23 protein-coding genes are annotated in these 26622 nt (G+C 35.8%); 9 read left to right on the top strand and 14 right to left on the bottom strand.

Annotated elements, in window-relative coordinates; genetic code table 11:
* Positions 1-31: 31 nt before the first annotated feature.
* The 6 genes from BM179_RS18695 to BM179_RS18670 form a co-directional block, all read right to left on the bottom strand.
* Positions 32-1843 (bottom strand): tetratricopeptide repeat protein, encoded by a 1812-nt coding sequence (locus tag BM179_RS18695; RefSeq protein WP_229632982.1) that lies wholly within the window; start codon positions 1841-1843, stop codon positions 32-34.
* A 493-nt stretch (positions 1844-2336) separates the two neighbouring features.
* Positions 2337-3968: an Ig-like domain-containing domain gene (locus BM179_RS18690; protein ID WP_092018689.1), complete on the bottom strand. Its 1632-nt coding sequence runs from the start codon at positions 3966-3968 to the stop codon at positions 2337-2339.
* 129 nt (positions 3969-4097) lie between these two features.
* Positions 4098-4982, bottom strand: coding sequence for a class I SAM-dependent methyltransferase (locus tag BM179_RS18685; protein ID WP_092018688.1), 885 nt, complete (start codon positions 4980-4982; stop codon positions 4098-4100).
* Positions 4983-5013: 31 nt separating this feature from the next.
* Entirely contained in the window at positions 5014-6876 is a 1863-nt protein-coding gene (gene mnmG / locus BM179_RS18680) for a tRNA uridine-5-carboxymethylaminomethyl(34) synthesis enzyme MnmG (RefSeq protein WP_092018687.1), read from the bottom strand.
* A gap of 69 nt (positions 6877-6945) precedes the next feature.
* Positions 6946-7356, bottom strand: a complete 411-nt coding sequence (ybeY, locus tag BM179_RS18675; protein WP_092018686.1) for an rRNA maturation RNase YbeY — start codon at positions 7354-7356, stop codon at positions 6946-6948.
* A gap of 209 nt (positions 7357-7565) precedes the next feature.
* Positions 7566-7919, bottom strand: coding sequence for a YraN family protein (locus BM179_RS18670; RefSeq protein WP_092018685.1), 354 nt, complete (start codon positions 7917-7919; stop codon positions 7566-7568).
* Positions 7920-8068: 149 nt separating this feature from the next.
* Here BM179_RS18670 and lipB point away from each other — a divergent pair, with 149 nt between their 5' ends.
* The 3 genes from lipB to BM179_RS18655 are packed head-to-tail and all read left to right on the top strand — an operon-like array spanning position 8069 to position 10001.
* Complete coding sequence (gene lipB / locus BM179_RS18665) at positions 8069-8776, top strand: lipoyl(octanoyl) transferase LipB (RefSeq protein ID WP_092018684.1); 708 nt, start codon at positions 8069-8071, stop codon at positions 8774-8776.
* 47 nt (positions 8777-8823) lie between these two features.
* Positions 8824-9231 (top strand): hypothetical protein, encoded by a 408-nt coding sequence (locus BM179_RS18660; protein WP_092018683.1) that lies wholly within the window; start codon positions 8824-8826, stop codon positions 9229-9231.
* Positions 9232-9272: 41 nt separating this feature from the next.
* A complete protein-coding gene (locus tag BM179_RS18655) occupies positions 9273-10001 on the top strand; it encodes a 3'-5' exonuclease (RefSeq protein ID WP_092018682.1) in 729 nt (242 codons plus the stop codon).
* Positions 10002-10058: 57 nt separating this feature from the next.
* Here the strand turns inward: BM179_RS18655 and BM179_RS18650 are convergent, their stop codons facing one another.
* The 3 genes from BM179_RS18650 to BM179_RS18640 form a co-directional block, all read right to left on the bottom strand.
* Positions 10059-10691 (bottom strand): NeuD/PglB/VioB family sugar acetyltransferase, encoded by a 633-nt coding sequence (locus BM179_RS18650; RefSeq protein WP_092018681.1) that lies wholly within the window; start codon positions 10689-10691, stop codon positions 10059-10061.
* A gap of 1 nt (position 10692) precedes the next feature.
* Positions 10693-11910, bottom strand: coding sequence for a M14 family zinc carboxypeptidase (locus tag BM179_RS18645; RefSeq protein ID WP_218159250.1), 1218 nt, complete (start codon positions 11908-11910; stop codon positions 10693-10695).
* 205 nt (positions 11911-12115) lie between these two features.
* The gene (locus BM179_RS18640; protein ID WP_092018679.1) at positions 12116-13225 is read right to left on the bottom strand and encodes a type III polyketide synthase; all 1110 of its coding nucleotides are present in this window, start codon (positions 13223-13225) and stop codon (positions 12116-12118) included.
* Positions 13226-13385: 160 nt separating this feature from the next.
* On the opposite strand from BM179_RS18640, the gene BM179_RS18635 reads away from it, so the two are divergent.
* From BM179_RS18635 to BM179_RS18625, 3 genes are all read left to right on the top strand, one after another.
* A complete protein-coding gene (locus BM179_RS18635; protein ID WP_092018678.1) occupies positions 13386-14258 on the top strand; it encodes a UbiA family prenyltransferase in 873 nt (290 codons plus the stop codon).
* A gap of 105 nt (positions 14259-14363) precedes the next feature.
* Positions 14364-15764 carry a DEAD/DEAH box helicase gene (locus BM179_RS18630; RefSeq protein WP_092018677.1) on the top strand — a complete coding sequence of 467 codons (1401 nt, stop codon included), beginning with the start codon at positions 14364-14366 and terminating at the stop codon, positions 15762-15764.
* Positions 15765-15870: 106 nt separating this feature from the next.
* Entirely contained in the window at positions 15871-16605 is a 735-nt protein-coding gene (locus BM179_RS18625; RefSeq protein WP_092018676.1) for a tetratricopeptide repeat protein, read from the top strand.
* 158 nt (positions 16606-16763) lie between these two features.
* Here BM179_RS18625 and BM179_RS18620 read toward each other — a convergent pair whose 3' ends face one another.
* A complete protein-coding gene (locus BM179_RS18620) occupies positions 16764-17420 on the bottom strand; it encodes a DUF2306 domain-containing protein (protein WP_092018675.1) in 657 nt (218 codons plus the stop codon).
* Between the two features lie 316 nt (positions 17421-17736).
* Complete coding sequence (gene ruvB / locus BM179_RS18615) at positions 17737-18762, bottom strand: Holliday junction branch migration DNA helicase RuvB (RefSeq protein WP_092018674.1); 1026 nt, start codon at positions 18760-18762, stop codon at positions 17737-17739.
* Positions 18763-18966: 204 nt separating this feature from the next.
* Between ruvB and BM179_RS18610 the strand changes: the two genes are divergently transcribed.
* Both BM179_RS18610 and glpK read left to right on the top strand, forming a co-directional pair.
* Entirely contained in the window at positions 18967-19668 is a 702-nt protein-coding gene (locus BM179_RS18610; protein WP_092018673.1) for an MIP/aquaporin family protein, read from the top strand.
* 62 nt (positions 19669-19730) lie between these two features.
* Entirely contained in the window at positions 19731-21221 is a 1491-nt protein-coding gene (glpK, locus tag BM179_RS18605; RefSeq protein ID WP_092018672.1) for a glycerol kinase GlpK, read from the top strand.
* A 134-nt stretch (positions 21222-21355) separates the two neighbouring features.
* Here glpK and BM179_RS25740 read toward each other — a convergent pair whose 3' ends face one another.
* Both BM179_RS25740 and BM179_RS18600 read right to left on the bottom strand, forming a co-directional pair.
* Positions 21356-21484 carry a hypothetical protein gene (locus tag BM179_RS25740; protein WP_262503433.1) on the bottom strand — a complete coding sequence of 43 codons (129 nt, stop codon included), beginning with the start codon at positions 21482-21484 and terminating at the stop codon, positions 21356-21358.
* Between the two features lie 132 nt (positions 21485-21616).
* The gene (locus BM179_RS18600; protein WP_092018671.1) at positions 21617-23098 is read right to left on the bottom strand and encodes a type III PLP-dependent enzyme domain-containing protein; all 1482 of its coding nucleotides are present in this window, start codon (positions 23096-23098) and stop codon (positions 21617-21619) included.
* A 470-nt stretch (positions 23099-23568) separates the two neighbouring features.
* On the opposite strand from BM179_RS18600, the gene BM179_RS18595 reads away from it, so the two are divergent.
* Positions 23569-24933 carry a UDP-N-acetylmuramate--L-alanine ligase gene (locus BM179_RS18595; RefSeq protein ID WP_092018670.1) on the top strand — a complete coding sequence of 455 codons (1365 nt, stop codon included), beginning with the start codon at positions 23569-23571 and terminating at the stop codon, positions 24931-24933.
* Between the two features lie 76 nt (positions 24934-25009).
* Here BM179_RS18595 and BM179_RS18590 read toward each other — a convergent pair whose 3' ends face one another.
* Complete coding sequence (locus tag BM179_RS18590) at positions 25010-26290, bottom strand: DUF349 domain-containing protein (protein ID WP_092018669.1); 1281 nt, start codon at positions 26288-26290, stop codon at positions 25010-25012.
* Positions 26291-26622: the final 332 nt, after the last annotated feature.

Genomic DNA, 26622 nt, shown 5'->3' with positions numbered 1-26622 from the left:
TTTTCTGCTACAATATAAAATGAAAAGGACGCTAATTTATTGCGTCCCCTCTTAAATTTCTGATTTTTTTTCTGGCTTCCGACCCGTATATACTTCCCGGATATTTTTGAAGCAGCTCCCTGTATAGTTCCATGGCTTTATCCGGTTGCTTGAGTTTTTCTTCATAAATCTTCGCCAGATTGAATTCAGCATCATCTCCAAGAATATCTGTGGAAAACTTTTGTCTTATCGTTTCCAGGTCTTTCATCGCATTCTGAACATCCCCCAACTTCAAGTAAGTTTTTGCTCTGAGAAACAAAACTTCATCAGTAAGACTATGTCCTTCATACTTTGCCAACATTCTGGTTAATTCATCAATAGCTTCAGAAGTTCTGTTTTGAAAAAGTAATAACTCAACAGAAGCATAAGCTTTCATCGCCATTTCTGTGCTATCCATTCCAGTGTTATCCTGAATCAACAGACTAAGTTGCATGGCATCATTAGCAATTTCCCTTGTTGTAGCCTGTTTCAGAATGTCCAAAACTTCTTTAGACAGTTCAAAATCTCCGCGAAAATAATTGAGTTTAGCATTTCTGAGTTTAGCGTCATAACCTAAAGGACTATCCTTTTCAGACTTTTCCACCTGTGAGTAAATCAATGTGGCTTCCCAGGGTTCAGATTTAAGCAGGTAAATATCTCCGAGGTCAAGCTTGCACTTATCCACAAATATCTGATCAGCTGTTCCTAATTTTATGGCATTTGTTAACACCGCAACAGCTGTATCTTTTTCATTAAGGTAAAAAGCATATAATAATGCCTTATTTCTCAAAGCATCGAGAGTCCTGGCGTTAATACCAACTTCGTCTAAAAGTTTGCTATATTCAGCAATAAGTAAACGTATGTCCTGCTGATTAATCGGGTAGGTTGTCTTGATAACTTCTTCTTTTGAGGTTATCAACATTCTTCTCCAAAGCGGATAATTCTGGTTTTTAGGATATTCCTTAACCAGGTATTCAAAAATCTTTCCTGAGTTAGTATAATCTTTATTCTGGAAAGCAAGAAACCCAAGATCATTTACCTGACTTCCTTCTCTCTTGTATCTTCTGTCTAAAGCTCTTGCCTGTACAAAAGCCTTATAAAATTCTTTTTTCTGAATCAGATGCCAGATGAGAAATTCAGAATAATATGCCTCATTCGGATACTTCTGAACTTTCTCATACAAGGTCTTTTCAAACAGCTCTATATCCTTTTCTTCTTTCAAGTCGTCCTGTATCAGGTTCTGAACAATTTCTCTGTTATCATTACTTAGTCCAAATTTCAGATACTCTTCTATCATTTCAGCTGTCTTTCCCTGCGCACGATATAATTTGGCCAGCTGCATAGAATACTTATTTTCCGATTTAAGAAACGTACGCGAGGCTTTTAATGTTTCCACTGCTAAATTATACTGCATTTGTTCAGCAAAATAATTCATCATACCCATCACCTCCTCTTCATTACTTTTCACTTTTTCAATGGCTTTGCCGTATTGCCTGGCAGCTTCTTCCTTTTTATCATTTTGTTCGTAAAGTTTTCCAAGATCCACCTCATACCGTGGAGCCCCATCTGAATTTTTGATTTGTTTCTTGATAAATTTTTCAGCGTCATCCCATTCCTTCAGTTTAATTAATGTCTGCAGATAAGGTTTATAAATGCTCTGAACGTTCTCCTTATTTCTGGCAAGCTTCTGGAAAATGGTTTTGGCTTTAGCATACTCTCCTGCTTTCAAATATTCCATTCCTAATTCAGCATCCTGTGCCATAGAAGAGAAAGAAAAAAATACTGAAATGGAAAGGACAAAAATCAACGTCAGAGTTTTCAACATAACCTTTATCATTTATTTAATAGATATTTTATTTTTTAAAAAGAGAAACTTATTACTTCTATTTATGCTGTGGATATGTGGATTATATTTACTGAACGTTACCTATTTTAAGGTATTGTTAATTACGTTTATTTTCTCCACAGTTTTTATTTATTTATCAACATATAAGTGTTTGATTCTTAGACTTCTCTATTTTATTCCACATTTTCCACAATTTAACCCTGTTTATAAATAGATCCTTTATCAACCTTTGTGGATATGTTGTAAATGTGTATTGAGAACGGGGAAAACTTCAGGGGTTATCCACTTCTGGAAATGTGGATAACTCTTATTCACATTTTGATTTTTTTTCTCCACAAAAATCCGTGTCTAAAATCGTACCATTTCCACGAAAAATGGAGGTCTTTCCACATAGTTATCCACAGTTTTTACAAAGTTTTTTGATTTTCAGATATTTTCAGGGTTTTGTGTAAAGGTTTCGTTGACCGAAAATCTATTCAATTTTGAAATTGAATCCCGTCAGTTCGAAGTTCTGCTTAAGTTTTACTTTATCCTGAATGTATAGTATAGGTTCAGGAAGGGTATATGTATCCAGATCTCCGAAATCCCATTTACCATTCTTATTTTCATCTACTATAACTCTTATGAGATAGGTACCGGCCTTTACAAATTCGAATTGGTAATTCTCCTTATTCTTTAATTCGTATTTAACTTCGAAATTGGGATCAAGAAGTTGAACGATGAAATCCTTTTTTGCTGCGTTGGTTATAGTACCTGAAATGATTCCATATTTTTCAGGATCCCTGATTGTATAGTAATTCTTTATGGCAGCAGCTGTATCATTTTCAACAGAGAAGAAGGTTTGTTTGGGGATACTTAATTTGAAGCCTTGTTTTACTTTTTTATTTGATTTAATGGTCAATTCTGTTTTATCCGTATTCCAGGTATAATTTTCTTTACTGAGGTTCACAGGAGTTATTGTGTCTGCTAATAGTTGGATTTTTGTAAAATCTGTTTTTACAGTGGGCTTTGTGAATTTTATCTTTATACCAATTTCTGCCAGTTCTACATCTGATAGATTAGCTGGTTCTACCTTTATTTCGTATTTGTCTCTTACACCATCTTCTTTCTTATTTTTGGTTCTGAATTTTACTTTTTGCTCATGTGTAAAAGTTTTTTCGAGAGAGTCAGTCAATGTTATTTTAACTTTAATAGTATCTGTGGAATTATTATTTATATTGAAAAGACGAATTTGTCTTGGTTCCATTTGTTGAAAAACCAGAGAATCTTTAGCATTTTGATATTCAAACTTGGCACTCTTTATACCCCTTGCATATTCTATAAAATAGTAATTAGAAGTAGCTCTTGTTTTAATTACCTTATTGGACTGCCTTTCTATTTTAGACATATCTATCTTTAGATCGCTGATGTTTGATTTCAGATCTATTTCATCTTTGATAAAGCCAATGGATTCTTTTCCATCTTCATAAAGCAGGTTATTATTTATATCTGAAAGGGCAAAAATTCTGTACCTGGCCGGTGCTATATTTTCTATGGAGAATTTGCCGGCACTATCCGTTTTTGTAAAGTAGTAGGGTTTTGCCTTTGATGGTTTGAGGGTATCTGATACATAATACAAACCTACTAAGGCATCTAAAACAGGTTGATTTTTTGCTGGATTCTTGATGGTTCCTGAGATTTTCAACGAATCAATACTACTTCCTGTACTAAAAACAATTTTTACATTTTTAGCTGCATTTCTTTCTGTAATGTCTTTGAAAGAGTTCCTGAAATTGAAACTGTATGTGGTATTTGGTTTTAATGGTTTGTTGAAAGTAAGTCTTGCTCCTTTTGGATTAATTTTAGGAATATACATTTCTTCGATGCCGGGTGTAATCAGTAATTGTTGCTGTATATTCTCAACAGATACATACTCGTCAAAAGTCAATTCTATAATTTTCCCATTAAAATTGATCGATTGGTTGACAGGAATAGTCTTAACTACTTTAGGAGCAAGTGTGTCTTTTTTACCTCCGGTCGGGGCTACAACCTGAGCACAGCTTATAGTCATTAAAGAGATAATAAAACTTGAAAATGCAAGAAATAATAACTTTTTGGTTTTCATTTAGCGAATTGTGTTTTTGACAACTTAAAAAATTTGTTTGGTCTGTTTGAGGTTTATTTATCTGAATTTAAAATAAAACCCTCAACATTCTCTAAACATTGAGGGTGGAATAATATTTCTGTTTAAAAGTTAAATCTTCTTAAATATATAAATCAGACTTGAATAATTGTTGTTATGATCTTTTGCCCAGTTATTTGATTTTAATCCTTTGAAAAAAGCTTCAGTGTAATTTATCTTACCACTTTTGTATTTTGTGCTAAGCATACTCACATAAAATGAATCGAAATACATAGGGAGAGTTTTATGCAGAGAGAAGCCTTTTTGTTCAAATAACTGTGAAATACTTGCCTGAGAAAAATGATAAAGGTGTCTTGGAACATCATAGGCGGCCCAGTTCTCCTGATATATCTGGGCGTCTTTTGATTCATGATTTGGTACAGCGATAATAAGATACCCTTTGTCTGATAACCTTTCGTAAAGCCATTGAACAGTCTCCTCTAAAAGATGCACATGCTCTAATACATGCCACATCGAAATAATGTCAAATTGCTCTGCGGAGAAGGAACCTAATATTTCATTTTTTATTTCAATACTTGTTAATTCTGATGCATATTTTCCTGCAGATTCATCCACCTCAATCCCTGATATCTTCCAACCATCTTCCTGGCAGGTCTTTAAGAACATTCCGGTCCCGCAACCTACATCCAGTAAGGAACCTCGTTTTGCTAATAAACCATTAATTAAATTGAGCTTGCCTTTCAGTGTGTATTTCCTTACGGAGTGATATAACTTTGAAATAAGACCTTTGGAAGTATTACTGTGAGAAATATAAGATTCAGATTTATAATATTTACCAATTTCGTTTTGAGATGGTCTTGGATTGGTAAATTTGAAACCACAATTCTCACAACTTACTATTTCAAAATTCTCATGACTTACAGTGTAATCTTTACAGGTAAGATAATGATTTGTTTTATTATTTTTACAAACGGGACAATTACTTAGTTTCTCCATTTTTTGAATTGACAAGCTCTTTTTATTTAATTTATCTACCCATGTAAACCATCAGAACTGAAACATCAGAAGCTGAGACACCGCTTATTCTTGATGCCTGTCCGATTGTTGCAGGTTTGATTTTGGCTAATTTTTGACGACCTTCAATTGAGATAGTAGTTAGCTTTGAATAATCAAATGATTCCGGAATCAAAAGGTTCTCAAGACGACTTACTTTCTCTACCATTAATTGCTCTTTCTCAATATAGCTTTCATATTTAACGTTTATTTCTACCTGTTCAAGAATTTCAGTACTATAGTTCCGGATGAGTTCTTCTACTTCAGGAGTAAGTGTTTTTAATTCTTCAATACCAATATTAGGTCTTTTTAAGAGATTTAAAAGACTTGTTCCTTCTCTTAATGTTGAAGTTCCGAGGCTTTCAAGAATGTTGTTAACCTCATCGGGCTTTACTTTTTTAATTTTAAGCTCTTCTGTTAAGAATTTCGACTGTTCTATTTTGGTATTAACATTTTTCACTCGCTCTTCAGAAGCTAAACCAATTTCAAAACCTTTTTGAGTAAGACGAATATCAGCGTTATCCTGTCTTAAAAGTGTTCTGTATTCTGCTCTTGAGGTGAACATTCTGTATGGTTCTTCCGTACCTTTATTTATGAGATCATCTATTAATACGCCAATATATGCTTCTGATCGGTTTAATGTAAAATCTGCTTTATTTTCAGATTTTTGATGAGCATTAATCCCAGCCATTAATCCCTGACAAGCGGCCTCCTCATACCCTGTTGTTCCGTTTATTTGTCCTGCAAAGAATAGATTCTCTACTAATTTAGTCTCCAGTGTAGATTTTAATTGTGTTGGTGGAAAATAATCATATTCAATTGCATAACCTGGTCTGAACATTTTTACATTTTCAAAACCCGGAATTTTTCTCAGGGCATTGTATTGAACATCCTCAGGGAGAGAGGTAGAAAATCCATTTACATAAACCTCTACTGTATTCCATCCTTCAGGTTCCACGAAAATCTGATGTCTGTCTTTATCAGCAAATCTGTTTATTTTATCTTCTACTGATGGACAATATCTCGGACCCAGACCTTTTATTCTTCCGGAAAACATTGGTGATTTATCAAATCCTGTTTTTAATTCATCATGAACAGCTTGATTTGTATAAGTTATCCAGCAACTTCTTTGTTCTGATAAAGGTTTAGTATCGAGGTAGGAAAACTTATTTGGCGATTCATCTCCTTTCTGTTCTTCCATTTTCGAATAATCCAGGCTTCTTCCATCTACTCTTGGAGGTGTTCCAGTCTTCATTCTGCCTGCTTCAAAACCTAAGCGGACCAATTGCTCAGTAATTCCTGTAGCTTTTCCTTCTGCAGTTCTTCCGCCGCCAAAGTTTTTCTCGCCAATATGTATTAAACCATTTAGAAAAGTGCCATTTGTCAGGACTACAGCTTTTGCTTTTATTTCAATTCCAAGTTGTGTTTTTACCCCAATCACTTTGTTATTTTCTACAAGAAGTTCAGATACCATTTCTTGCCAGAAATCTACATTAAGATTTTGCTCTAGGGCATATCTCCATTCTTCTGCAAATTTCATTCTGTCACTCTGGCATCTTGGCGACCACATAGCAGGACCCTTGGATCTGTTCAACATTCTGAATTGAATCATAGACTTGTCGGATATTATCCCGGACATTCCACCAAGGGCGTCAATTTCTCTTACAATCTGACCTTTTGCCACTCCACCCATTGCTGGGTTACATGACATCTGGGCTATTGTATGCATATTCATGGTAATCAGTAATACGCTGGATCCCATAGTTGCGGCCGCGTGTGCGGCTTCGCATCCGGCATGACCAGCTCCTACTACTATCACATCATATTGTTTGTACATGATTTTTATAACTGTTTTGTCGAAAATTAATAATTATTGTAAAGTGTTCCACGTGGAGCATTTTTTAAATTATATAGAGATATACTTGTTTTCAAGGCTTCTCATCAATAATTCATCCTCGTCAGACTTATCTAAATACCCGCAGAGGTGCAAAACACCATGTACCAGAACCCTTTTTAACTCATTTTCAAAGCTGGTATTAAAGGCTATGGCATTCTCTTTTACCCGTTCCACACTAATGAAAATGTCTCCTTCTATTAATCCTTCTTCTTCAGAGTTATCGAAGGTAATAATATCGGTATAAGTATCATGTTCCAGATACTCTAAATTGATCTTGTGAAGGTACTCATCTGAGCAAAAGATATAATTGAGTTCAGATAAATTATAACCTTCATTTTCAATAACTTTAGTAAGCCAGGAAGATTTGATTTCTGATTCTGAAATTTCAAAATCCACATCTTCAGAAAAGTAATTAATCATATTTATTAAAATTTGTTAATACAAAGATAAGGGAGATTTTTCAGTTATGTTTTAAACATTTCTGAAACAACGCTCTTCCTAAGCTTTTTATAAGTATTTAGTATTGTAATTATTATCAGACTTGTACCAGACCTGGTTAATTTACAGAAATGAGGAATAGAAGTAATAGATTGGCTATTGTGTAACGTGAAACAAAATGAAAATGTTCATTAATAAAATGCATCTTCAAAATGCATGATTTCAAAGTCTCCCTTTTTGAAAATAATAGAAATAATATCAAATCGAATCTCTCCTTTCCAATCGTTTTCGAAGATGTAATTTTCTGCCGCTTTTAGAATCAGTTGAATCTTTCTTTTATTTACAGAATCCTCAGGCATGCCAAATGAAGTGTTATGCAGTGATTTTACTTCTACAAATACAAGAAATTTATCCTTTAAAGTAATAAGATCAATTTCAGCCTTTTCATAGAAATAGTTTCTTTTTATAATCTGATAACCTTTTTCAAGTAAGAACCGCTCAGCAAGATCCTCCCCTAGTTTACCGGTATCAAGATGTTTTGGCATTTGAATTATCTTTAAAAAATGATTGTTGATATTGAAAGAAAATATTTTGAAATTTGATTTAAATTATCAGATTTCAAGACTGATCAGAAAGTCAGAAGTAACATAAAAGCGATGAAAAGATATTTCAGCTTTTAATCAATAAGAAAAATATGCAGAATAAAAGAGTGAGTTTTCAGGATATGGGAGTAATTGAATATAAGAGAGCCTGGGATTACCAGGAGAAGCTCCTTGCTGATATTGTTGCTCAGAAAATACTGAATCGGGATTTGCCGGAAAATCAGAAAAATGAAACACCCAATTTCCTTTTGTTTTGTGAGCATCCCAATGTTTATACACTAGGCAAAAGTGGAAAGCCGGAAAATCTCTTATTGGATGAAGAAGGCTTGAATAATAATAATGCAGAATATTATAAAATAAACCGTGGCGGAGATATTACCTATCACGGCATAGGACAATTAGTAGGCTACCCTGTTATTGATCTGGATAATTTTTTTCAGGATATTCATAAATACATGAGATTTCTGGAAGAAGCAATAATCAGAACTTGCGCAGAATATGGGGTCGACGCCGGAAGAATTGATGGGCTAACCGGAGTATGGATCGATTATGCTGAACAAAAGAATCCAAGAAAGATTTGTGCGATGGGTGTAAAGGCGAGCAGATGGGTAACAATGCACGGCTTTGCTTTGAACGTAAATACAGATTTGAATTACTTCAATCATATTGTTCCCTGTGGAATTGATGACAAAGCTGTGACGTCTTTAGAAAAGGAATTAGGCAAAAAAACAGATTTTAAAGAAGTAAGTCTAAAAGTAAAAATACATCTTGCTGATTTATTTGAGATGGAAATTATTTAAACAAATCGGTATAATTAGGCGTATAAATAAAATAGTGTGAGATACAAATGAGAAAAGACATAGAGTTTCCGATAGTAGAAGGAATAAAGATTGTAATTGCCAGGTCTGTGAATGAGCTAAATCAAACCGACTGGGATGTTTATTTAATTAACAGACTTGAAGATTGTATTGAAAAAGTATTTATTACATCCAGAGGGTTTGGTTTGAATAAAGATGGTCAGGAACAAAAAACGTCTCTCCTGCGACATTTTTATGAAAGGTTAGAACCTGGCGCTATTATAAAGGTAGAACCAATTACTCCGGAAGTTTTTCATCTTAATAATGAATACTGGGTTAGCTATTACATCGAAAATCTTATTTTCGATAAAAAATTCTTATTTGTACCGGATTCCATTAAAGAGGAATTTCTTACTAAAATAGAAGATATTGAGGATGAGGTAATCCTGCATGCATAGAGTAAAACAACAGTTCCACTATTATTAATTGTAAATAATTTATGACAGACTTAAAAAAAATCGCAAAGAATCTGCTCTTTATTGATATTGAAACTATTTCAGAATATTCTTCTTTGAACAATCTTCCGGATAGGATGAAACCTTTATGGTTGAAAAAGGCAGGTTATTTGCAGAATACTGAGGAAATATCCGAAGAAGAGCAATATTTCAATCGGGCAGGAATCTATGCAGAGTTCGGAAAAATAATAGTAATAGGCTTGGGTTTTTTCTATTGGAACGAGAATGATGAAATCAGCTTTAAAGTGAAGACTATAGAAGGACACGATGAATTAGAAGTTTTAGCTTCATTCAAAAAGCTGATAGAAAACAAATACAAACCAAGTGATTTAATCCTTTGTGCTCATAATGGAAAAGAGTTTGATTTTCCTTATTTATGTAGAAGGATGTTAATAAAAGGTGTAGAAATACCTGCGGCATTACAGGTTTCAGGTAAAAAGCCATGGGAAATAAAGCATCTTGATACACTTGAAATGTGGAAGTTTGGCGATAAAAAGAATTTCACTTCTTTAGAATTATTAGCGGCTATATTTAATATTCCGAGCAGTAAGAATGAAATAAGCGGTGATAAAGTAAATGAAACGTATTACCTGGAAAATGATCTGGGTAAAATAGCAAGATATTGCAGGGAAGATGTTATCGTTTTAGCTCAGCTATTTCTAAAATTTAATGCCATTGAATTATTGAAAGAAGAAAATATTGAACGCTTATAAAAAAGGGCGGTGAAACTATTTCTAAGTTTCACCGCCCTTACAATAAGTTGAAAGATATTATATCTTTTTTGCCGGATTCCCGAAAACTGTTTCTTTTGCAGCAATATTTTCAATTACAACAGAACCTGCTCCTATTCTTGCTCCTTTTCCAATTTTTACTCCAGAAACAATAGTTACCCCCGAACCAATAAAAGTTCCTTCTCCGATCTCAACAGAGGTACCGATTGAACTCCCTGCTCCGATCTGAACGAAATCTGAAATTTTTGTGTCAGCATCAATTAATACTTTGCTATGAATAAGACAATGGTTGCCGATATTAGCTCTGGCATTAATGATACTTCCTGCAGAAATCAGATTACCATGACCAATTCCAGCTGTAGAAGCTATAATTGTTGAGTCATGAACAGCATTGACGGGTTGAACTTTTCTGCGGTCATTCAGCATTTCTACTAAATTCTTTCTCACTTTTATGTCATCAATAGCGATAAAAGCTTCGCATTTTTTTCCAATAAGTTTAGTGAAACCCTCATCGTCGGTGCTTCCCATTACAATTACATCATCGATTTCAGTATTGTGCATCTTTTCATCATCGTCAAGAAAACAATAAGTAACAACACTATTTCTCTTGAAAATATCTAGGGCAACTGCGCCCAGGCTACCTGCACCAAAAATTATAACTGGATTTTCCATTTTACTTTTCTATTGTACCGTTTTTTATTGTGTAAATAACTACTCCATTCTTAACCAATTGCAAATCGGCTTTCATGCCCCGGGAGACCTCTTTTTCTGTTACCAATTCCAAATCAATACCATTAATTTCTTCTGTTCCGAAGAATATGGAAAGATCTCCTAACTCTTCTATGGAACTTCTTGTAGTAAAGTAATCTTTACCTGTAACTGGATTTTCATATCGGTTTATGGCAATATCGCTTTTAAATACAGCCCCTGATTTTTTTATAGTAACATTTCTGATAATGATATCGAAGATAGATTTATGATTTACAGGTAAAGAATCATACGTTCTGATATCTTCTTTTTGATAAGTTTTATTGGCAATAGATTCTAGTCCGGTTAAAATGGCAACAAAATTCAATTTGCGGATATGCTGCTTCTCCGGGTCTCCTTTGTATCCTCCTGACTCAATCAGAATTAATGTAGTCCCCCATTTCTGAATATTATCTCCGAAAGCTCTTGGCTCAAAATCTGAAGGCCACTTTCCAACAGAATTTGGAATAAATTGTTGCAAAGCCCGATTCATTCCTGCTATAACCTGCATAGACTTTTTTCTGACAGGATTGATATCCTGGGCTTTGTTAAACGCAGTGGCTAAAAAAGAGATTGTGGCAAGGTTCCCTGTTTCTCCAGCAGAATACCTTCTCTCCATATCATGTAAGTTAAAGCCAAATTCCGGCTTTAAGCTTTGTTGAAGATGTTTTAACAGGGTTCCTTCAGGAGTTACTAACGCCAGAGCATCCCTGTTCATATCAATTCCCAGTGCTGTATAACGGGTCCAGGCTTCCGCTCCGTCAGGGTTCAACATAGGGACAACATAAAAAGTGCATTTTTCAAGCAACTCTTTTCTTAAAGGATCAAATTTGTCTTTCTTCTGGAAAAAGTTAAAAATATCAGCCAGAGCCATGGTTGCTGTAGCTTCATCACCATGCATTTGCGACCAAAGCAAAACTTTCGTTTTACCTTTTCCGAATTTCACTAGAAAAATATCTCTGCCCTGGGTCGATTTAGTTCCTGTAGAAACCTCAAAAAGTGGAACAGACTTCAGCTTTTCAATAATAGAAACGAGCGTTTGGTATCCGAATCTTCTCTTGGTAATTGTTTTTTCCTTATAAGTCTCATGGCTTTCATAAAGGCTTTTTGCAAAATCCTGTGCCACAACAATAGTATTAGACATAATTGATAAAAGGATGATAATAAAGACAAAAATACGCATAAGCATTCAGGTTTTGAAACAATGGATACTAATAAGGCTGTTTAACCCTTAATGACTTAAGTAAGTTAAATAATCTGCCGGAATAATTAAAAGGTCCCTAAATCATAGTTTTCTGATCTAAGAACCTTTTAAAAGTACTGTTACAGTATTTTGGATGAATGAGAATTTAAGCGGAACAATGCAAGTTCAGAATCATGGATTCCAGCGTTAGTCCCGGGCCAAAAGCACAACTTAGAATATTTTTTCCATGATCAACGGCAGATGTTTCTTCGAGAAGCTGTTTGAGGACAAACAGAACGGTACAGGAAGACATGTTCCCATATTGATTAAGAACATGATAAGCAAAGCGGTTATCATCTTTCGAAATACCTATTGCAGATTCAATAGATTCCAGAATAGCTTTACCTCCCGGATGCATAGCATACAGAGAAATAGATTCTTTGCTGAGATGATCTTTTTCCAGCAGGCTATCGATAAGATCTTTTATACCCTTTTTCACCAACCTGGGGATATATGATGTCAAGGTCATTTCAAATCCAAAATCTGCTACCTGCCAGGCCATATCCTGTTTCCCTTCGAAAACCAGATCACAGTAAAAGGATTTTAATTCCAGCGTTTTTGAGTAGTTTTTAATGGGAGAAGATTCTATAATTACAGCCGCAGCTCCATCAGAAAATAAGGCATTTGAAAGTAAAAAATCCTCGTCTGTTTTCTTTTGGAAATGAATAGTACACAATTCCACACAAATAACCAGAACTTTTGCATTAGATTGGGCGTTACAAATAGCGTCAGCAACCTTGAGTCCGTTGAAGGCTCCGTAACAGCCCATAAAATTTATGGCGGTTCTTTGGATATTGGTTTTTAAATGAAGTTCCTGAATTAATTCAATATCCAGGCCCGGAGCATACATGCCTGTACAGCTTACCGTAATAATATGCGTAATTTGAGTGAGATCAGCAGAAGAACCAAGATTATTCACAGCGTCCAATACAAGAGGCAGGGCGAACAAACGATAAGCATCCATCCTGGCCGATATAGTCGGAAATGGTTCAAGCGTTTGATTTTTTGGAAAAAAGGTAAAGTTTTCAGGTTTTTGACCATAGTCACTTAAAACCGAATATCGCTGAGATATTTTAGTTGAACGATAAAGCGCAAATAATTTACGTTTTTCATATTCATCCAGCTGTAAAGCAGAAGCCATAAACTCAGCAATCTGAGTTTGCGGAAAACAATTTTGAGGTACTGCTGTACCTATTGCAGTGATGAATACAGGCATTCAAAATTTGTTTAAGCGTAAGAGATATGAAAAATGTCGAGAAAAAAAGCTATTCAGAATTCCATTAATTATTAATATATACGAAAACCTAAGGGAATTTGTTTAAAATAAGTGTAACAGACAAATTAACAGCAGAACATTTGAATTAAGCCTACCATCCATGAAAAATATAATTCTTCACTTAAGGTTCCCGTTTTCTTTCTTTCTCTTACCTGTCTTCGTTTTTGCATGGAGTCAGGCACATCATCCTGATACATCGAAGACTATCTGGATATTTTTCCTGCTTCATTTGCTGATATACCCTGCATCAAATGCATATAATAGTTATTTTGACAAAGACGAAGGAGCAATCGGCGGGCTTGAAAACCCTCCTCCGGTAGATAAAAATTTATTTTATACAGCCTGGATTTTTGACCTCATTGCTATAATCCTTGCGATGGTATTTGTAGGGAAATTTTTTGCTGAAGCTATTTTATTATATGGCTTGGTTTCCAAAGCATATAGCAATGATAAAATCCGTCTGAAAAAATATCCGATAATTTCCTGGCTGACGATCGGTGTTTTTCAGGGAGCGTTTATTTATCTGGCTTCATTGCAGGCATTGGATAATCTCGCTCTTCAGGATGTTTTAAAATTAAGAAATATTTTTCCGGCTATTCTTACGTCTTTGAATTTGTTGGGATTTTATCCGATGACTCAGATTTATCAACATGATGAGGACGAAAAACGTGGTGATTTCACAATCAGCAGATTGCTGGGAATAAGGGGAACATTTCTATTTACAGCTACACTATTTCTTTTTGCCTCCGGAGGTTTCTTTGTTTTCTTTCAGGGCAAAACAATATTCAATTTTCCTGCATTTGTTTTATACCTGCTGACCCTTTCTCCTACCCTGCTCTTTTTTGGATACTGGTTTTTTATTACCCTTAAAAACGAGAAAAAAGCAAATTTCAAAAATACTATGCTTTTGAATCTTCTGGGCTCAATGGGTTTAAATGCTTTTTTTCTGATACTTCTGTTTTCTAAAAAATAAAGTCGTCATAAATTTGATTTATAATCTCATTGAAATTCAACAGATTAACAAATTTATATGCTGAAAGAGTATCCAGAAGCCGTAACAAGTGAGTAACTTTGCAAAATGAAATTTGAAGAATTTAATCTTAATCGCCAACTTTTAAATGCGATTGAAGAGGCCGGATACACAGAGGCAAGTCCTATTCAGGAACAAGCGATTCCGCTTGTAGATGCCGGACATGATGTGTTGGGGATTGCCCAAACGGGAACAGGAAAAACTGCTGCATATGTGCTTCCGCTTTTAATGAAAATAAAATATGCACAGGGAAAACATATCAGAGCGCTGATTTTAGCTCCGACCCGTGAATTGGTTATGCAGATTGACGCTGCCATTTCAGAATTAGCTAAGTACACAGATATCAGACATACTGCCATTTATGGCGGGCTGGGACCCAAAACACAGATAGAAAATATTCAGAAAGGATTAGATATTCTGGTGGCAACACCTGGTCGGTTCATGGATATTTATCTTAAGGGAGAAATTGTCGTAAAAGAATTAAAAACGCTGGTATTAGATGAAGCGGATAAAATGATGGACATGGGGTTTATGCCTCAGATCCGTAAAATTTTAGAAGTAATTCCTTCCAAAAAGAGGCAAAATCTGTTGTTTTCAGCTACATTTCCGGAAAAGGTTGAGAAACTCTCATACGAATTTTTGGAATTTCCGCTGAAAGTAGAAGTAACACCACAGGCTACAACAGCTGACATGGTGGAGCAAAAATTGTATGAATTGCCCAATTTTAAAACGAAGATTAATCTGATTGGTATGTTAATGTCTGATAGTGAGACATTTAATCGGGTAATTATTTTTTGCAGAAGTAAGGAAATAGCGGATAATATTTTTAAATTTCTGGAACGAAAAATTGTTAAGGAAAATCAGATCCGTGTAATTCATGCAAATAAAGGTCAGAATACCAGAATAAATTCCATTGAAAACTTCAGAGAAGGAAATATTCAGGTACTTGTTTCTACAGATGTGGCTGCCAGAGGGATAGATATTCAGAGTGTAAGTCATGTGATTAATTTTGACGTTCCGATCATTTATGAGGATTATGTACACAGAATAGGAAGAACCGGTCGAGCTAATATTAAAGGGGAAGCGATTACTTTTATGACAATTGCTGAAGAGTATCACATCCGGAAAATTGAGAAGATTATCAAAATGGAAATTCCAAGAGCGGAACTTCCGGAAGGATTAAAGATAGAAGAGACACCATTTCTTGAGCAGCAGGAAATGCTTAAGGAAATTGATGATCAGAAGAAAAAAGAAAATCCTGATTTTAAAGGAGCCTTTCATGAAAAGAAGTCTAAGAAAGGAGTAAAAGTTGTTTCGAAAAAATCGAAGGGAATGGGTGGGGAATCAAAGAAAAAAGTCATAATTTCGAAACCCGCTTCAGCATCGTCCGGCCGCAGTGCCAGAGGAAATAATTTTGGCAAGAAAGTAGTTAAAAAACGGGGGAGATAAAATATATTAGGATTAAATGACGTTACCAATAAGTATGTACCAATAAGCTCGTTAAACAAAGGAAGTCTGAGGCTGATCTTGAGCTTATACCATGATGAATAGGATTATGAGATATTTATTGCCTTTATTTATAATTCCTTTCTTCTGTCTTGATGTTTTGGCACAGCAGCAAGCTGCATTGGTTAGTAATCGTGAGATAGTTAAGAAAGAAGATTCAACAACTGAAATACTGGATTTCAGGGTGTTACCGCTTTTTGGTGAAATAAAGAAAAATCAGGAGCAACAAAAGAAAGATGACGTCTTTTTAAAAAATTGCGATGAAAACTTTAAAGATCGGACAGAAGCCAGTAAATTTTTTGCAGAAAGAGGATGGGAATATATAGGAGAGGGTCAGTTAGATACAGCCGTTTATCGTTTTAATCTATCCTATCTGCTTAATCCTCAGAACATGGAGGCTTATTGGGGACTAGGTGTGGTGAGTTTTCAGAAAGGAAAATTTGAAGAATCTGCCAAGTTATTAAGTCACGGACTAAAACTGGATCCGAATAATGCCATGCTGATGGTTGATATTGCTACGGTTCAGATGAATTGTTTTGTGGAGAAAAGAAATTGTGAAGAGATTGATGATGCAGTAAGGTTATTGGAAAAGTCTGTAAAATTAGATTCTACAAATGCGAATGCATGGCTGAAATTTGCAGTAGCCGAATATCATCAGGAGCATTTCGACAAATCATGGGAGTATATACACAAATGCAGAATGCTTGATTTATCGTTTGTAGATCTGAATTTCGTTCAGCAATTGATTGCCAAAAAAGAAGACCCAATGGGCATTTTCAAATAGCAAATGATTTTTTTATCATGTTTAAGAAAACGGTTTAGTTTCAATTGCAGAAACTAAACCGTTTTCTTTTTCAAAATATAAGGTTCAGAGATTTTGCCATTTATGCTTTTATTAGGGTTTAGAAAGCAGATTTTTAGTTTTTATTATTTGTCTAGTGATCAGGCTATTTTAAATTTCTTTTTATAATAGCTTCTCCAGCGTGCTATCCCAATGCCTCCAATTACACCTGGGGCAATCCAGGCAACTAAACCTGGTACAAAATCATGATTATTTACTACTAAAAAAGCTGTTACTGTAGCAATATATGACCCTACCATTCTGGAAATATGATTTAAAAACCAATGCATTTTATCAGGAATTGATTTATGAGAAAACAATTTCAGGTCCTGGTATGCCAAAATGAAACAGAATCCGCCAAAAAGTGTAAAAAGAACGCCATAAAAAATGATGTTACTTGAGAATGCCCAGAGGCCAAAACCGATCATTGCAAAAGAGCAAACAAAAGCTAACCAGGCTCCAAACCAATCAATGGAAGAAGCTACTATTTCCTTTTTCATCCCTATAAGTCTGATTCCGGTAAATGTGTTATAAAAGCTGAAAACAGCAATGCAGGCCAGAAAAATCAGACGTACTTCAAATTTAAACCGGAGTATAGCAGTTATTGCTACGCCAAACATTGCCCAGTAGTAAATTTTTCCTGCAACAATGTGAGTTTTTCCTCCTTTTTTTGCGATTAAAGGTACAAGTCCTGTAACCAAGGCTAGAAATCCACAAAGGATATGAAAATAAAGAACAAATTTTAAGAACGTTTCCATTGAGTTTGGATGATTTAGTGATGTAAAGTGAAAACCGGTATTAATCGGATACCTTGGGGGTGAAATATTTAATTGTCCAAATGTAGACCTATGATCTCAATCCAATCAAATCAATGGGAGTAATGACAAGACTTTGGGGCGTTTGGAGGGTTTTGGGGACGTTTTCAGGCTTTTAGGGCTGAATAGATTTAGTTGAATGGAATAGTTTCTGATATTTTCTCAGAACATTTCAACCTGTATGTAGCAAAAAACGGGACATTATGATTTGTTCAGATCATAATGTCCCGTTTTTTGTCAGGGTATTTTTTAGCTGTACCTAAAATAATTCGCCTGTTCTGTATCTGGGTACAATTCCCAGGTGTACATAGGCCCTTTCTGTTGCCTCCCGTCCTCTTGAGGTTCTTTTCAGAAAACCCTCTTTGATAAGAAACGGCTCATAAACTTCTTCGATTGTTTCGGCTTCTTCACCACAAGCTGTGGCAATGGTAGAAAGACCGACTGGTCCCCCTTTGAATTTTTCAATAATTGTCGATAAAATGCGGTTATCCATTTCATCTAAACCATTTTGATCGACATCAAGTGCTGCTAAAGCCATTTCGGCAATCTCTACAGTAATGTGTCCATCTCCTTTTACCTGAGCAAAATCACGGGTTCTTCTTAAAAAATTGTTTGCAATACGAGGTGTTCCCCTGCTCCTTCTTGCAATTTCGAACGCTCCCTCCTCGCTGATATTGGTTCCTAAGATATGAGAAGAGCGTTTTACAATAGAGCTCAGTAAAGCTGAATCATAATATTCCAGTCTGCAATTGATACCAAATCTTGCTCTGAGCGGAGAGGTTAGCAATCCGGCTCTGGTGGTTGCTCCAATCAAAGTGAAAGGATTTAAAGAAATCTGAACACTTCTTGCATTTGGTCCTGAGTCTAAAAGAATATCAATTTTATAGTCTTCCATGGCGGAATAAAGATATTCCTCCACGATTGGATTTAACCGATGAATTTCATCAATAAAAAGTACATCATAAGGTTGAAGATTTGTCAGAAGACCTGCCAAATCAGAGGGTTTGTCCAGAACAGGGCCAGATGTAATTTTAATGTTTGATTTAAGTTCATTGGCAACGATATTGGAAAGTGTTGTTTTCCCAAGTCCCGGAGGGCCGTGCAGCAAAACATGATCAAGAGCTTCTTCTCTTTGTTTAGCAGCAGTTACAAAAACCTTTAAATTGTCTAAAACTTTGTCCTGACCCGCAAAATCATCAAATGAAAGAGGCCTTAATGCTTTTTCTATTTCCTTTTCCGCAGAGGAAAGGGATGAATTATCTCCTTTTAAATAATCTTCTCGCATAATTCAATTTGTAAAAAGCTACTTCTTTCGGAAAATTCCGAAAAGAATACCTTTTGTATTAACTCAAAAATAAAGCATTTTCTTTTCTCAATAAACGATTCAGAAAAATACCTTAATCGCACTGTTGAAAATCTTGCAGATATTTGAACTTTTTGCCTTAATTTGTACAAAAAAATCTTTATAAAGCCCAAATATCTAAAATTCATGTCCTCAACATTTCTTGGAGAATTTATTGGTACAGCTGTTTTAATCTATTTAGGAAACGGAGTGGTCGCCAATGTATTACTTAAATTTTCAAAAGGTGAAAATTCCGGTTGGATTGTAATAACTGCCGGATGGGCTTTTGCAGTAACAATTGGAATCTTTGTTTCTACGAAATTCGGTAGTCCGGCAGCCCATCTTAATCCTGCTGTAACGGTTGCAGAAGCTGTTAAATCCGGAGATTGGTCTAATGCTGCTTCTTTTATCCTGGCTCAGCTTGCAGGAGCATTTTTAGGAGCAACGTTGGTATGGTTACAATATTTACCTCATTGGTCTGCAACTTCTGACAGCGGTTTAAAACTTGCCTGTTTTTCTACTTCTCCGGCGATTAAACATTCATTTGGCAATTTTATCAGTGAGTTTCTGGCAACAGCCTTACTCATTATAGGGCTTGGCTCTCTCCCATCTGTTTCAAATGGTTTAGGCCCTTATATTGTAGGAGTTCTTGTTTGGGCCATTGGGTTATCTCTCGGAGGAACAACGGGTTACGCAATAAATCCTGCCAGAGATCTGGGACCACGACTTGCACATACTTTTTTGCCGATAGCCGGAAAAGGGCCATCAGACTGGGGATATGCATGGGTTCCATTTGTTGCTCCTATTGCCGGATCGATAGTAGGAGCCTTAATCCTTAAACTACTTTAGTCTTTCTGAATTTAGTGACAAATTTTCTCATAAACTTAAAATCATCCTAATACCTGTAAATTATGTTCATCGGTTCAATAGATCAGGGAACGACCAGCACTCGTTTTATTATTTTTGATAAACAAGGAAATCAGATTTCTGTCGGACAGAAAGAACACGCCCAGATATATCCGCAAGCAGGATGGGTTGAGCATAATCCGGATGAAATCTGGCAAAATACCCAGGAAGTAATTGGTTTAGCACTCGGAAAAGCAAACTTGTCAACGCATGATCTGGCAGCGATTGGTATCACCAATCAGCGAGAAACAACCGTTGTCTGGAATAAAACAACAGGAATACCCTATTACAATGCTATTGTCTGGCAGGATACCCGTGTAGGAAATATGGTTGCTGAACTCGAAAAACATGGAGGAATTGACCGGTTTCGGGAAAAAACAGGATTACCCCTTGCAACATACTTTAGTGGATTAAAGATAAAATGGCTTTTAGAGAATGTAGAAGGCTTGAGAGAAGATGCAGAACATGGTGAAGCTATTTTCGGAAATATGGATACTTTCGTCATCTGGCATTTAACAGGAGGGACAGACGGAGGGCTACATATTACTGATGTTACAAATGCCAGCAGAACTCAGTTGATGGACTTAAAAACGTTAGCGTGGGATGCCGGTATTTTAGAAACATTGGGAATTCCCCTGAAAATGCTTCCAGCCATTCATTCCAGCAGTGAGGTTTACGGAGAAGCAAGAGGCGTTTTGGCGGGAGTTCCTGTGGCAGGAGATTTGGGCGATCAGCAGGCGGCTCTTGTAGGACAAACGTGTTTTCAGGCCGGAGAAGCTAAAAATACATACGGAACAGGCTGCTTTATGCTGATGAACACTGGAACAAAGGTTTTTCCTTCAAATTATGGCCTTCTGACGACCGTTGCTTACAAATTCGGAGATGAACCCGTCCATTATGCTTTGGAAGGCTCTGTGGCGATTGCAGGGGCATTAGTGCAGTGGTTACGCGATAACCTGGGAATCATTAAAAAAAGCTCAGATATCGAAACTTTGGCAAAAACAGTGGAAGATAATGGCGGATGTTATGTTGTTCCGGCATTTTCCGGCTTATATGCTCCATATTGGAAAGCAGATGCCAGAGGTGTGATTGCCGGTTTAACAAGATTTGTCAATAAAGGACATATTGCCAGAGCTGCTCTGGAAGCAACAGCTTTTCAGACGCTGGAAGTATTGGAAGCTATGGAAAAAGATGCCAATATTGAGATTTCTTCTCTGAGAGTTGATGGAGGAATGGTTGTAAATAAAACCCTGATGCAATTTCAGGCAGATATGGTTGAGGTTCCGGTCGTTTGTCCGGCGATGATTGAAACTACGGCCTTGGGAGCTGCTTATGCGGCAGGTCTTGCAGTTGGATATTGGAAAGATCCTGACGATTTAAAACAAAACTGGGGTGTGGCAAAAACCTGGAATCCGAAAATGGATAAGGATAAGAGAACAAATCTCTATCATTACTGGAGAAAGGCTGTTCAGAGAAGTTTTGGCTGGGAGGAATAGAAGTCCTTTATATAAAACGAAAAAGGGTTGGCAACATCAATTGCCAACCCTTTTTCGTTAACAGAAATTAATTTCTTAAGCATTGGAGAAATTAAAATTTCCAATCCCTTCAGAAAAAGAAAATATTTCACAAATCAGGCTCTTCCTTTATAAGCAGGCTTGTCGATACTTGTATTACCATAAGCAGGACAATTATTACGTCTTGCACATGAAGCCAAAGCCAGAACAGCTAATAAACCTAAAATAATGGATGTCTTTTTCATCAGAAATAATTCAGTTTATATGGGTATCAGAATGTTTAAAGTTTCTGATAAAATCTCAAAATCAGAATTTTAATTTAAAGTTATGAAAATTTGCCAATTAACGTCTAACCTAAAACTCAAAAGATATACCAATTATTGTTCAACAAGTGACAGATTTTCAGCTAATTCTATGGCATCCTGAGGTAAAATAATCTCCTGAGAAGAATTATCAGTCTGATTGTTGCCATAGCCAAGTATTGTTAACATTCCTTCACTTCCCTGCTCTGAAGCAAAAAGCCTGGTTGTAATGGTACCATCTTCCAGGCGATCAATGATTACATGCTTAGGCGCAGGAATCAAACAGTGTTGAATTCCGCCATAACCACCCAACGATTCCTGATAAGCACCAGTATGGAAGAAACCAACATATTGCCTTTCTGTTTCCTCGAAAATCGGCAGGTATAAATCGGAACTGTGAGCCTCTGTATTATAGAAATCCATAGAATCACAGGTCAGACCTCCCAGGTTTACTTTTTGGTACGGACTTCCCCAGTTATTTACCGGAAGCATAATATATTTTTGATTCATACCCCATGAGTCAGGTAGCTGGGTAATAAATGAACCATCAATCATGTACCAAAGCTCTTTATCGTTTTGAAGCTTCTGATCAATAATTTCATATAAAACAGCCCCGCTTTCACCTACGGTATAAGAACCGAATTCTGTGAAAATATTTGGTACCGGAACATTATTCTTGTTACAAATCCATGAAATTGATTCTACAATTTCGTCAATCATCGATTGGTAATCGTAATTGAATTGCAATGAAGTCTGAATTGGTAAACCTCCTCCAAGATCAATAGAATCAAGTTCCGGGCAAACCTTTTTCATTTCACAGTACTTGTAAATGAATCGGCTAAGTTCTGACCAATAATAAGCACTGTCTTTTATTCCGGTATTGATGAAGAAATGAAGCATCTTCAATTTATAGCGGGAACTATTCTCAATCTTTGTTTTATACAGCTCCAAAACATCTGAATAACGAATTCCTAATCTTGAAGTATAGAAAGCAAAATCAGGTTCCTCATCAGTAGCAATTCTGATTCCCAGATTAACGGTTTCGGCAGTTACTGATTTTTCATAAAAATCAATTTCCTTCAGGTTATCCAGAATAGGGATACAATTGAAGCCATCATTGATTAACTCGCTGATATACTGCGTGTAAAGAGGAAGCTTGTATCCGTTACAAAGAATGAAGTTAGATTTAGCTAATTTTCCCTCCTTGTGCAGGTCACGAATAATTTCAATGTCAAATGCTGAGGACGTCTCAAGGTGAACATTATGACTCAGAACATCTTCAACAATAAACTTAAAATGAGAGGACTTTGTACAATAGCAATAAGTATAATTGCCCTTATAATTGTACTTTTTGATGGCGTTACGGAAAAGTAACTTGGAGTTTTCAATATGCTCACCAATTTTGGGCAGATAAGTAAGTTTTAATGGCGTACCATATTGTTTTATAATTTCCATCAACGGTACATTGTTGAACAAAAGTTCGTTGTTTTCGTCAATGTTGAACTCACGAGTTGGGAACTCGATAGTTTGGTCAATCAGATCAATGTAATTTTTCATCCTACAGCGAAAAGCATAAATTTTAATTTAATTGTTTAACTTTAAGATCGCCCGATTGAGCTATCTTATGCTACTTCTGGTGACAAGAAGTAGTATTTTTAATAACCATTTCTGATAAACAGCGTTATAAAAAACGTGCAAAAGTGCAACAAAAGTATGACCTTTGCAAGCAAAAAAATTGGATTTATCAAAGAAGCCTTGTATCAGACCTCAATTTTACAATTATTTAATTCTGAGAATGCCGGATAATCCTGAAAATGAAAGAAAACAGGGTATTTCCAGGCAGTAATCCGGGAAAATAATGATAACTGATTTGAAATTTAATATTCTGTAAACCAGTATGTTATATTCAGAATGATATTTGGGGAAGATTATTTTATCCTTCAAATATTTTTATAAACAATTAATATTATAAAATTGTCCTAAAACAATTGAAAAAAGCCTCAGGGCATAAATTTAAATTACTAAAGATGACAGCTAAAAATATACATTTTATAGCTATTGGTGGAGCCGCCATGCACAATCTGGCGATAGTTTTGCATAATCAGGGTCACAACGTCACCGGATCGGATGATGAAATTTATGAGCCTTCCCGTACTTTACTGGCAGAAAAAGGTTTGTTACCTGCCGAAATAGGCTGGTTTCCTGAGAAAATTACTTCAAAGCTGGATTATGTGGTGTTGGGAATGCATGCCAGAATTGACAATCCGGAGTTAATTAAAGCACAGGAAGCAGGTATTAAAATTTATTCATATCCTGAATTTATTTACTCACAAAGTGAGCATAAGCACCGGGTTGTTATAGCCGGAAGTCATGGGAAAACAACCATCACTTCTATGATTTTGCATGTTCTGAAATACCATAAGCGTAAGTTCGATTATATGGTTGGTGCCAGAATTGAAGGATTTGATACTATGGCGAGCCTTTCAAATGCACCATTAATTGTCATTGAAGGAGATGAATATTTGTCATCTCCTATCGATAGAAGACCTAAATTTATTCATTATCATCCTCATGTCGCTTTAATTTCCGGTATTGCCTGGGATCATATAAATGTTTATCCGGAATTTGATCAATATGTACATCAATTTGAGTTGCTGGCAGATTTATTACCAAAAGCCGGCAGCCTGGTTTATGATAGTACGGATAAACTGGTTTCAAAGATCGGAAAGAACCTTTCTACAGAAATACAAGGATATGATTATCAGGCGCATCCTAATAAAATCAGGGATGGAAAGACCTATTTAATTACTGCTGCTAAGAAAGAAGTGGAAGTGAGTGTCTTCGGAGAGCATAATATGAAAAATATCAACGGGGCAAAACTGGTGCTTTCGCAGATTGGAATTGAAGAAGAAGAATTCTATGAGGCAATTCCAAGTTTTAAAGGGGCGGCCAAAAGGCTTGAATTTTTAGGCGGAAATGAAGAAACTGTAATTTATAAGGATTTTGCTCATGCCCCTTCAAAAGTTGAGGCAACGACAAAAGCGGTGAAGGAGCAGTTTCCTAAACGGAAATTAATTGCCTGTCTTGAGTTACATACTTTCAGCAGTCTGAACAAAAGTTTTTTGCCGGAATATGCCAATAAACTGAATGCTGCGGATTTACCTGTTGTTTTTTACAGCCCTCATACTTTAGAACATAAGAAATTACCCGCTATTTCAGCAGAAGACATTCAGCAGAATTTTAATAATAAAAATCTTCAGGTTTTTACAAACAGCGAAGAATTACAGTCGTTCTTATTAAGACAAAACTGGAAGGATACCAATTTGTTAATGATGACTTCCGGTACATTTGACGGATTGGATTTTAAAGCGCTGGCTTCAAAAATTTTGTAAACAGCAGACTATCTGTAAAAAGCGAGAGCGATGAAAAACTTTCATCGCTCTCGCTTTTAGTATCAGAACGTATGTATTATTGTCCCAGGATAATTTCAAGTTCTTTCTTAAACTCAACCAGCAAAATCTCTTTCATTGAAATCTTACGTTTTTGGGTATTAATCTTGCCAATTACCTGACGATCCTGCATCTGATTAGAGTATTGAGCATTTTCAATAAAGGTTTCCAGCTCATTCTTCTCTTTCTTGGTCATGTAATCCATCTGATTAATCATGATTTTCAATTGCTCGATTCTTGGCTTTTCATGTAATGCCGGATGGCGGTAACTGATTACACGAAGTAAATAGTTCATTTCGAAAATCTTATCACAAACCGTACGGAATCTTTCCGCAAGAGCTTTGTCGATTGTTTTTACCTGTGCCGAAATCTCTTTCCACTGTACCAGATAAGCTTTTGCTTTTTCTGCTGAAGCAGGGATATTTTGCTGATCCGGTAAAAGCTTTTCAAGTTCAGTTGTCATATCTATCAACTGTTGAACTCTAGGATCTACCCGAGGTTTAGAAACAATACCCTTGGCACGGTTATATCTTTCAAAGAACCAGTCGTTGGCTTTCTTGAATTGTTTCCAAAGTTGAGATTGCTTTTTCGGAGGAACTTGTCCGACCGTTTTCCATTCTCTCTGTAATTCTTTTATACGTGCGAAAGCCGCATCAACATCATCAGATCTCCGAAGCTGGAATGCTTCTTCTACCAAAGCCTGAAGGAATGCGATTTTTTCGTCTATAATTCTGTTTTTCTCAGCAAAATACTCACGACGACGCATGAAGAAGTCATCGTTGATATTTGTAAACTCTCCTTCTACTGTATCCTGAATAGATTTATCAACCGGCCCGGTTTTAAGCCATTTGGTCTTAATCTCCATAAGAGCTTCCGTGGCAGCCTGCCAGTCTTCAATTTTGGCAGCTTCTTTGGATTCTTCAATTAAGGCACGTTTGATTTCAAGATTTTTGATTTGATTGGTTAAAATCAATTCACGAAGATTCAGTTCCAGTTCATCAAGTTTATGAAGAAGAGGAATAAAATTGCCAAGCCCGTCAAATTCGACAAGACTTTTGCGGAGTTGCAATAATTTCGTCAGGTAAGAACCTTTGTTTTGTGCTTCTTCAACTTGCTCAAAAAGCGTATTGACTTTGTTTTCAGCAATAGAGAAGCGGTTCACAAAGTATTGAAGAGCTTCTTCTTCAGTGTTTCTTACGACACCTATTTCACGGTCCGAATAGTCTAAATATCCTCGTAAATAGACTTTACCATCTTTGCAATAGCCGTACTGAGCGGCAGATTGTACTGTATTTTCCATTTTGGTATAGGGTTAGAGAGTCTGGCAAAGCACATTGCTCTAACATCTTTGCGGGTGGTTAAACGTTGTTTTTTTAATATAAAATTTAGCTCTCGAAAATAGTTTTTATTTTGGAAACTTGAGGTTTGAATAATCTAATAAGTTATTAAACGGCACACTAATTTTTCCCTGGCTACTTATTTAACCCCTAAATTTAATTATCTCTTGTTAAGAAACGATTATTTTGGAATAATTTATCGTTCTACCGGAGGTTTTACGATATTTGTTGACACAAAATTATTGCCAAGTACAAATAAATAAAATTTTGGTGATTTTAAAAATTAAAAGTTTTA

The sequence above is a fragment of the Pseudarcicella hirudinis genome (assembly GCF_900115665.1).
In the GTDB taxonomy this organism is placed as follows: Bacteria; Bacteroidota; Bacteroidia; order Cytophagales; family Spirosomataceae; genus Pseudarcicella; species Pseudarcicella hirudinis.
This window is presented reverse-complemented; position numbering and strand designations above follow the sequence as displayed.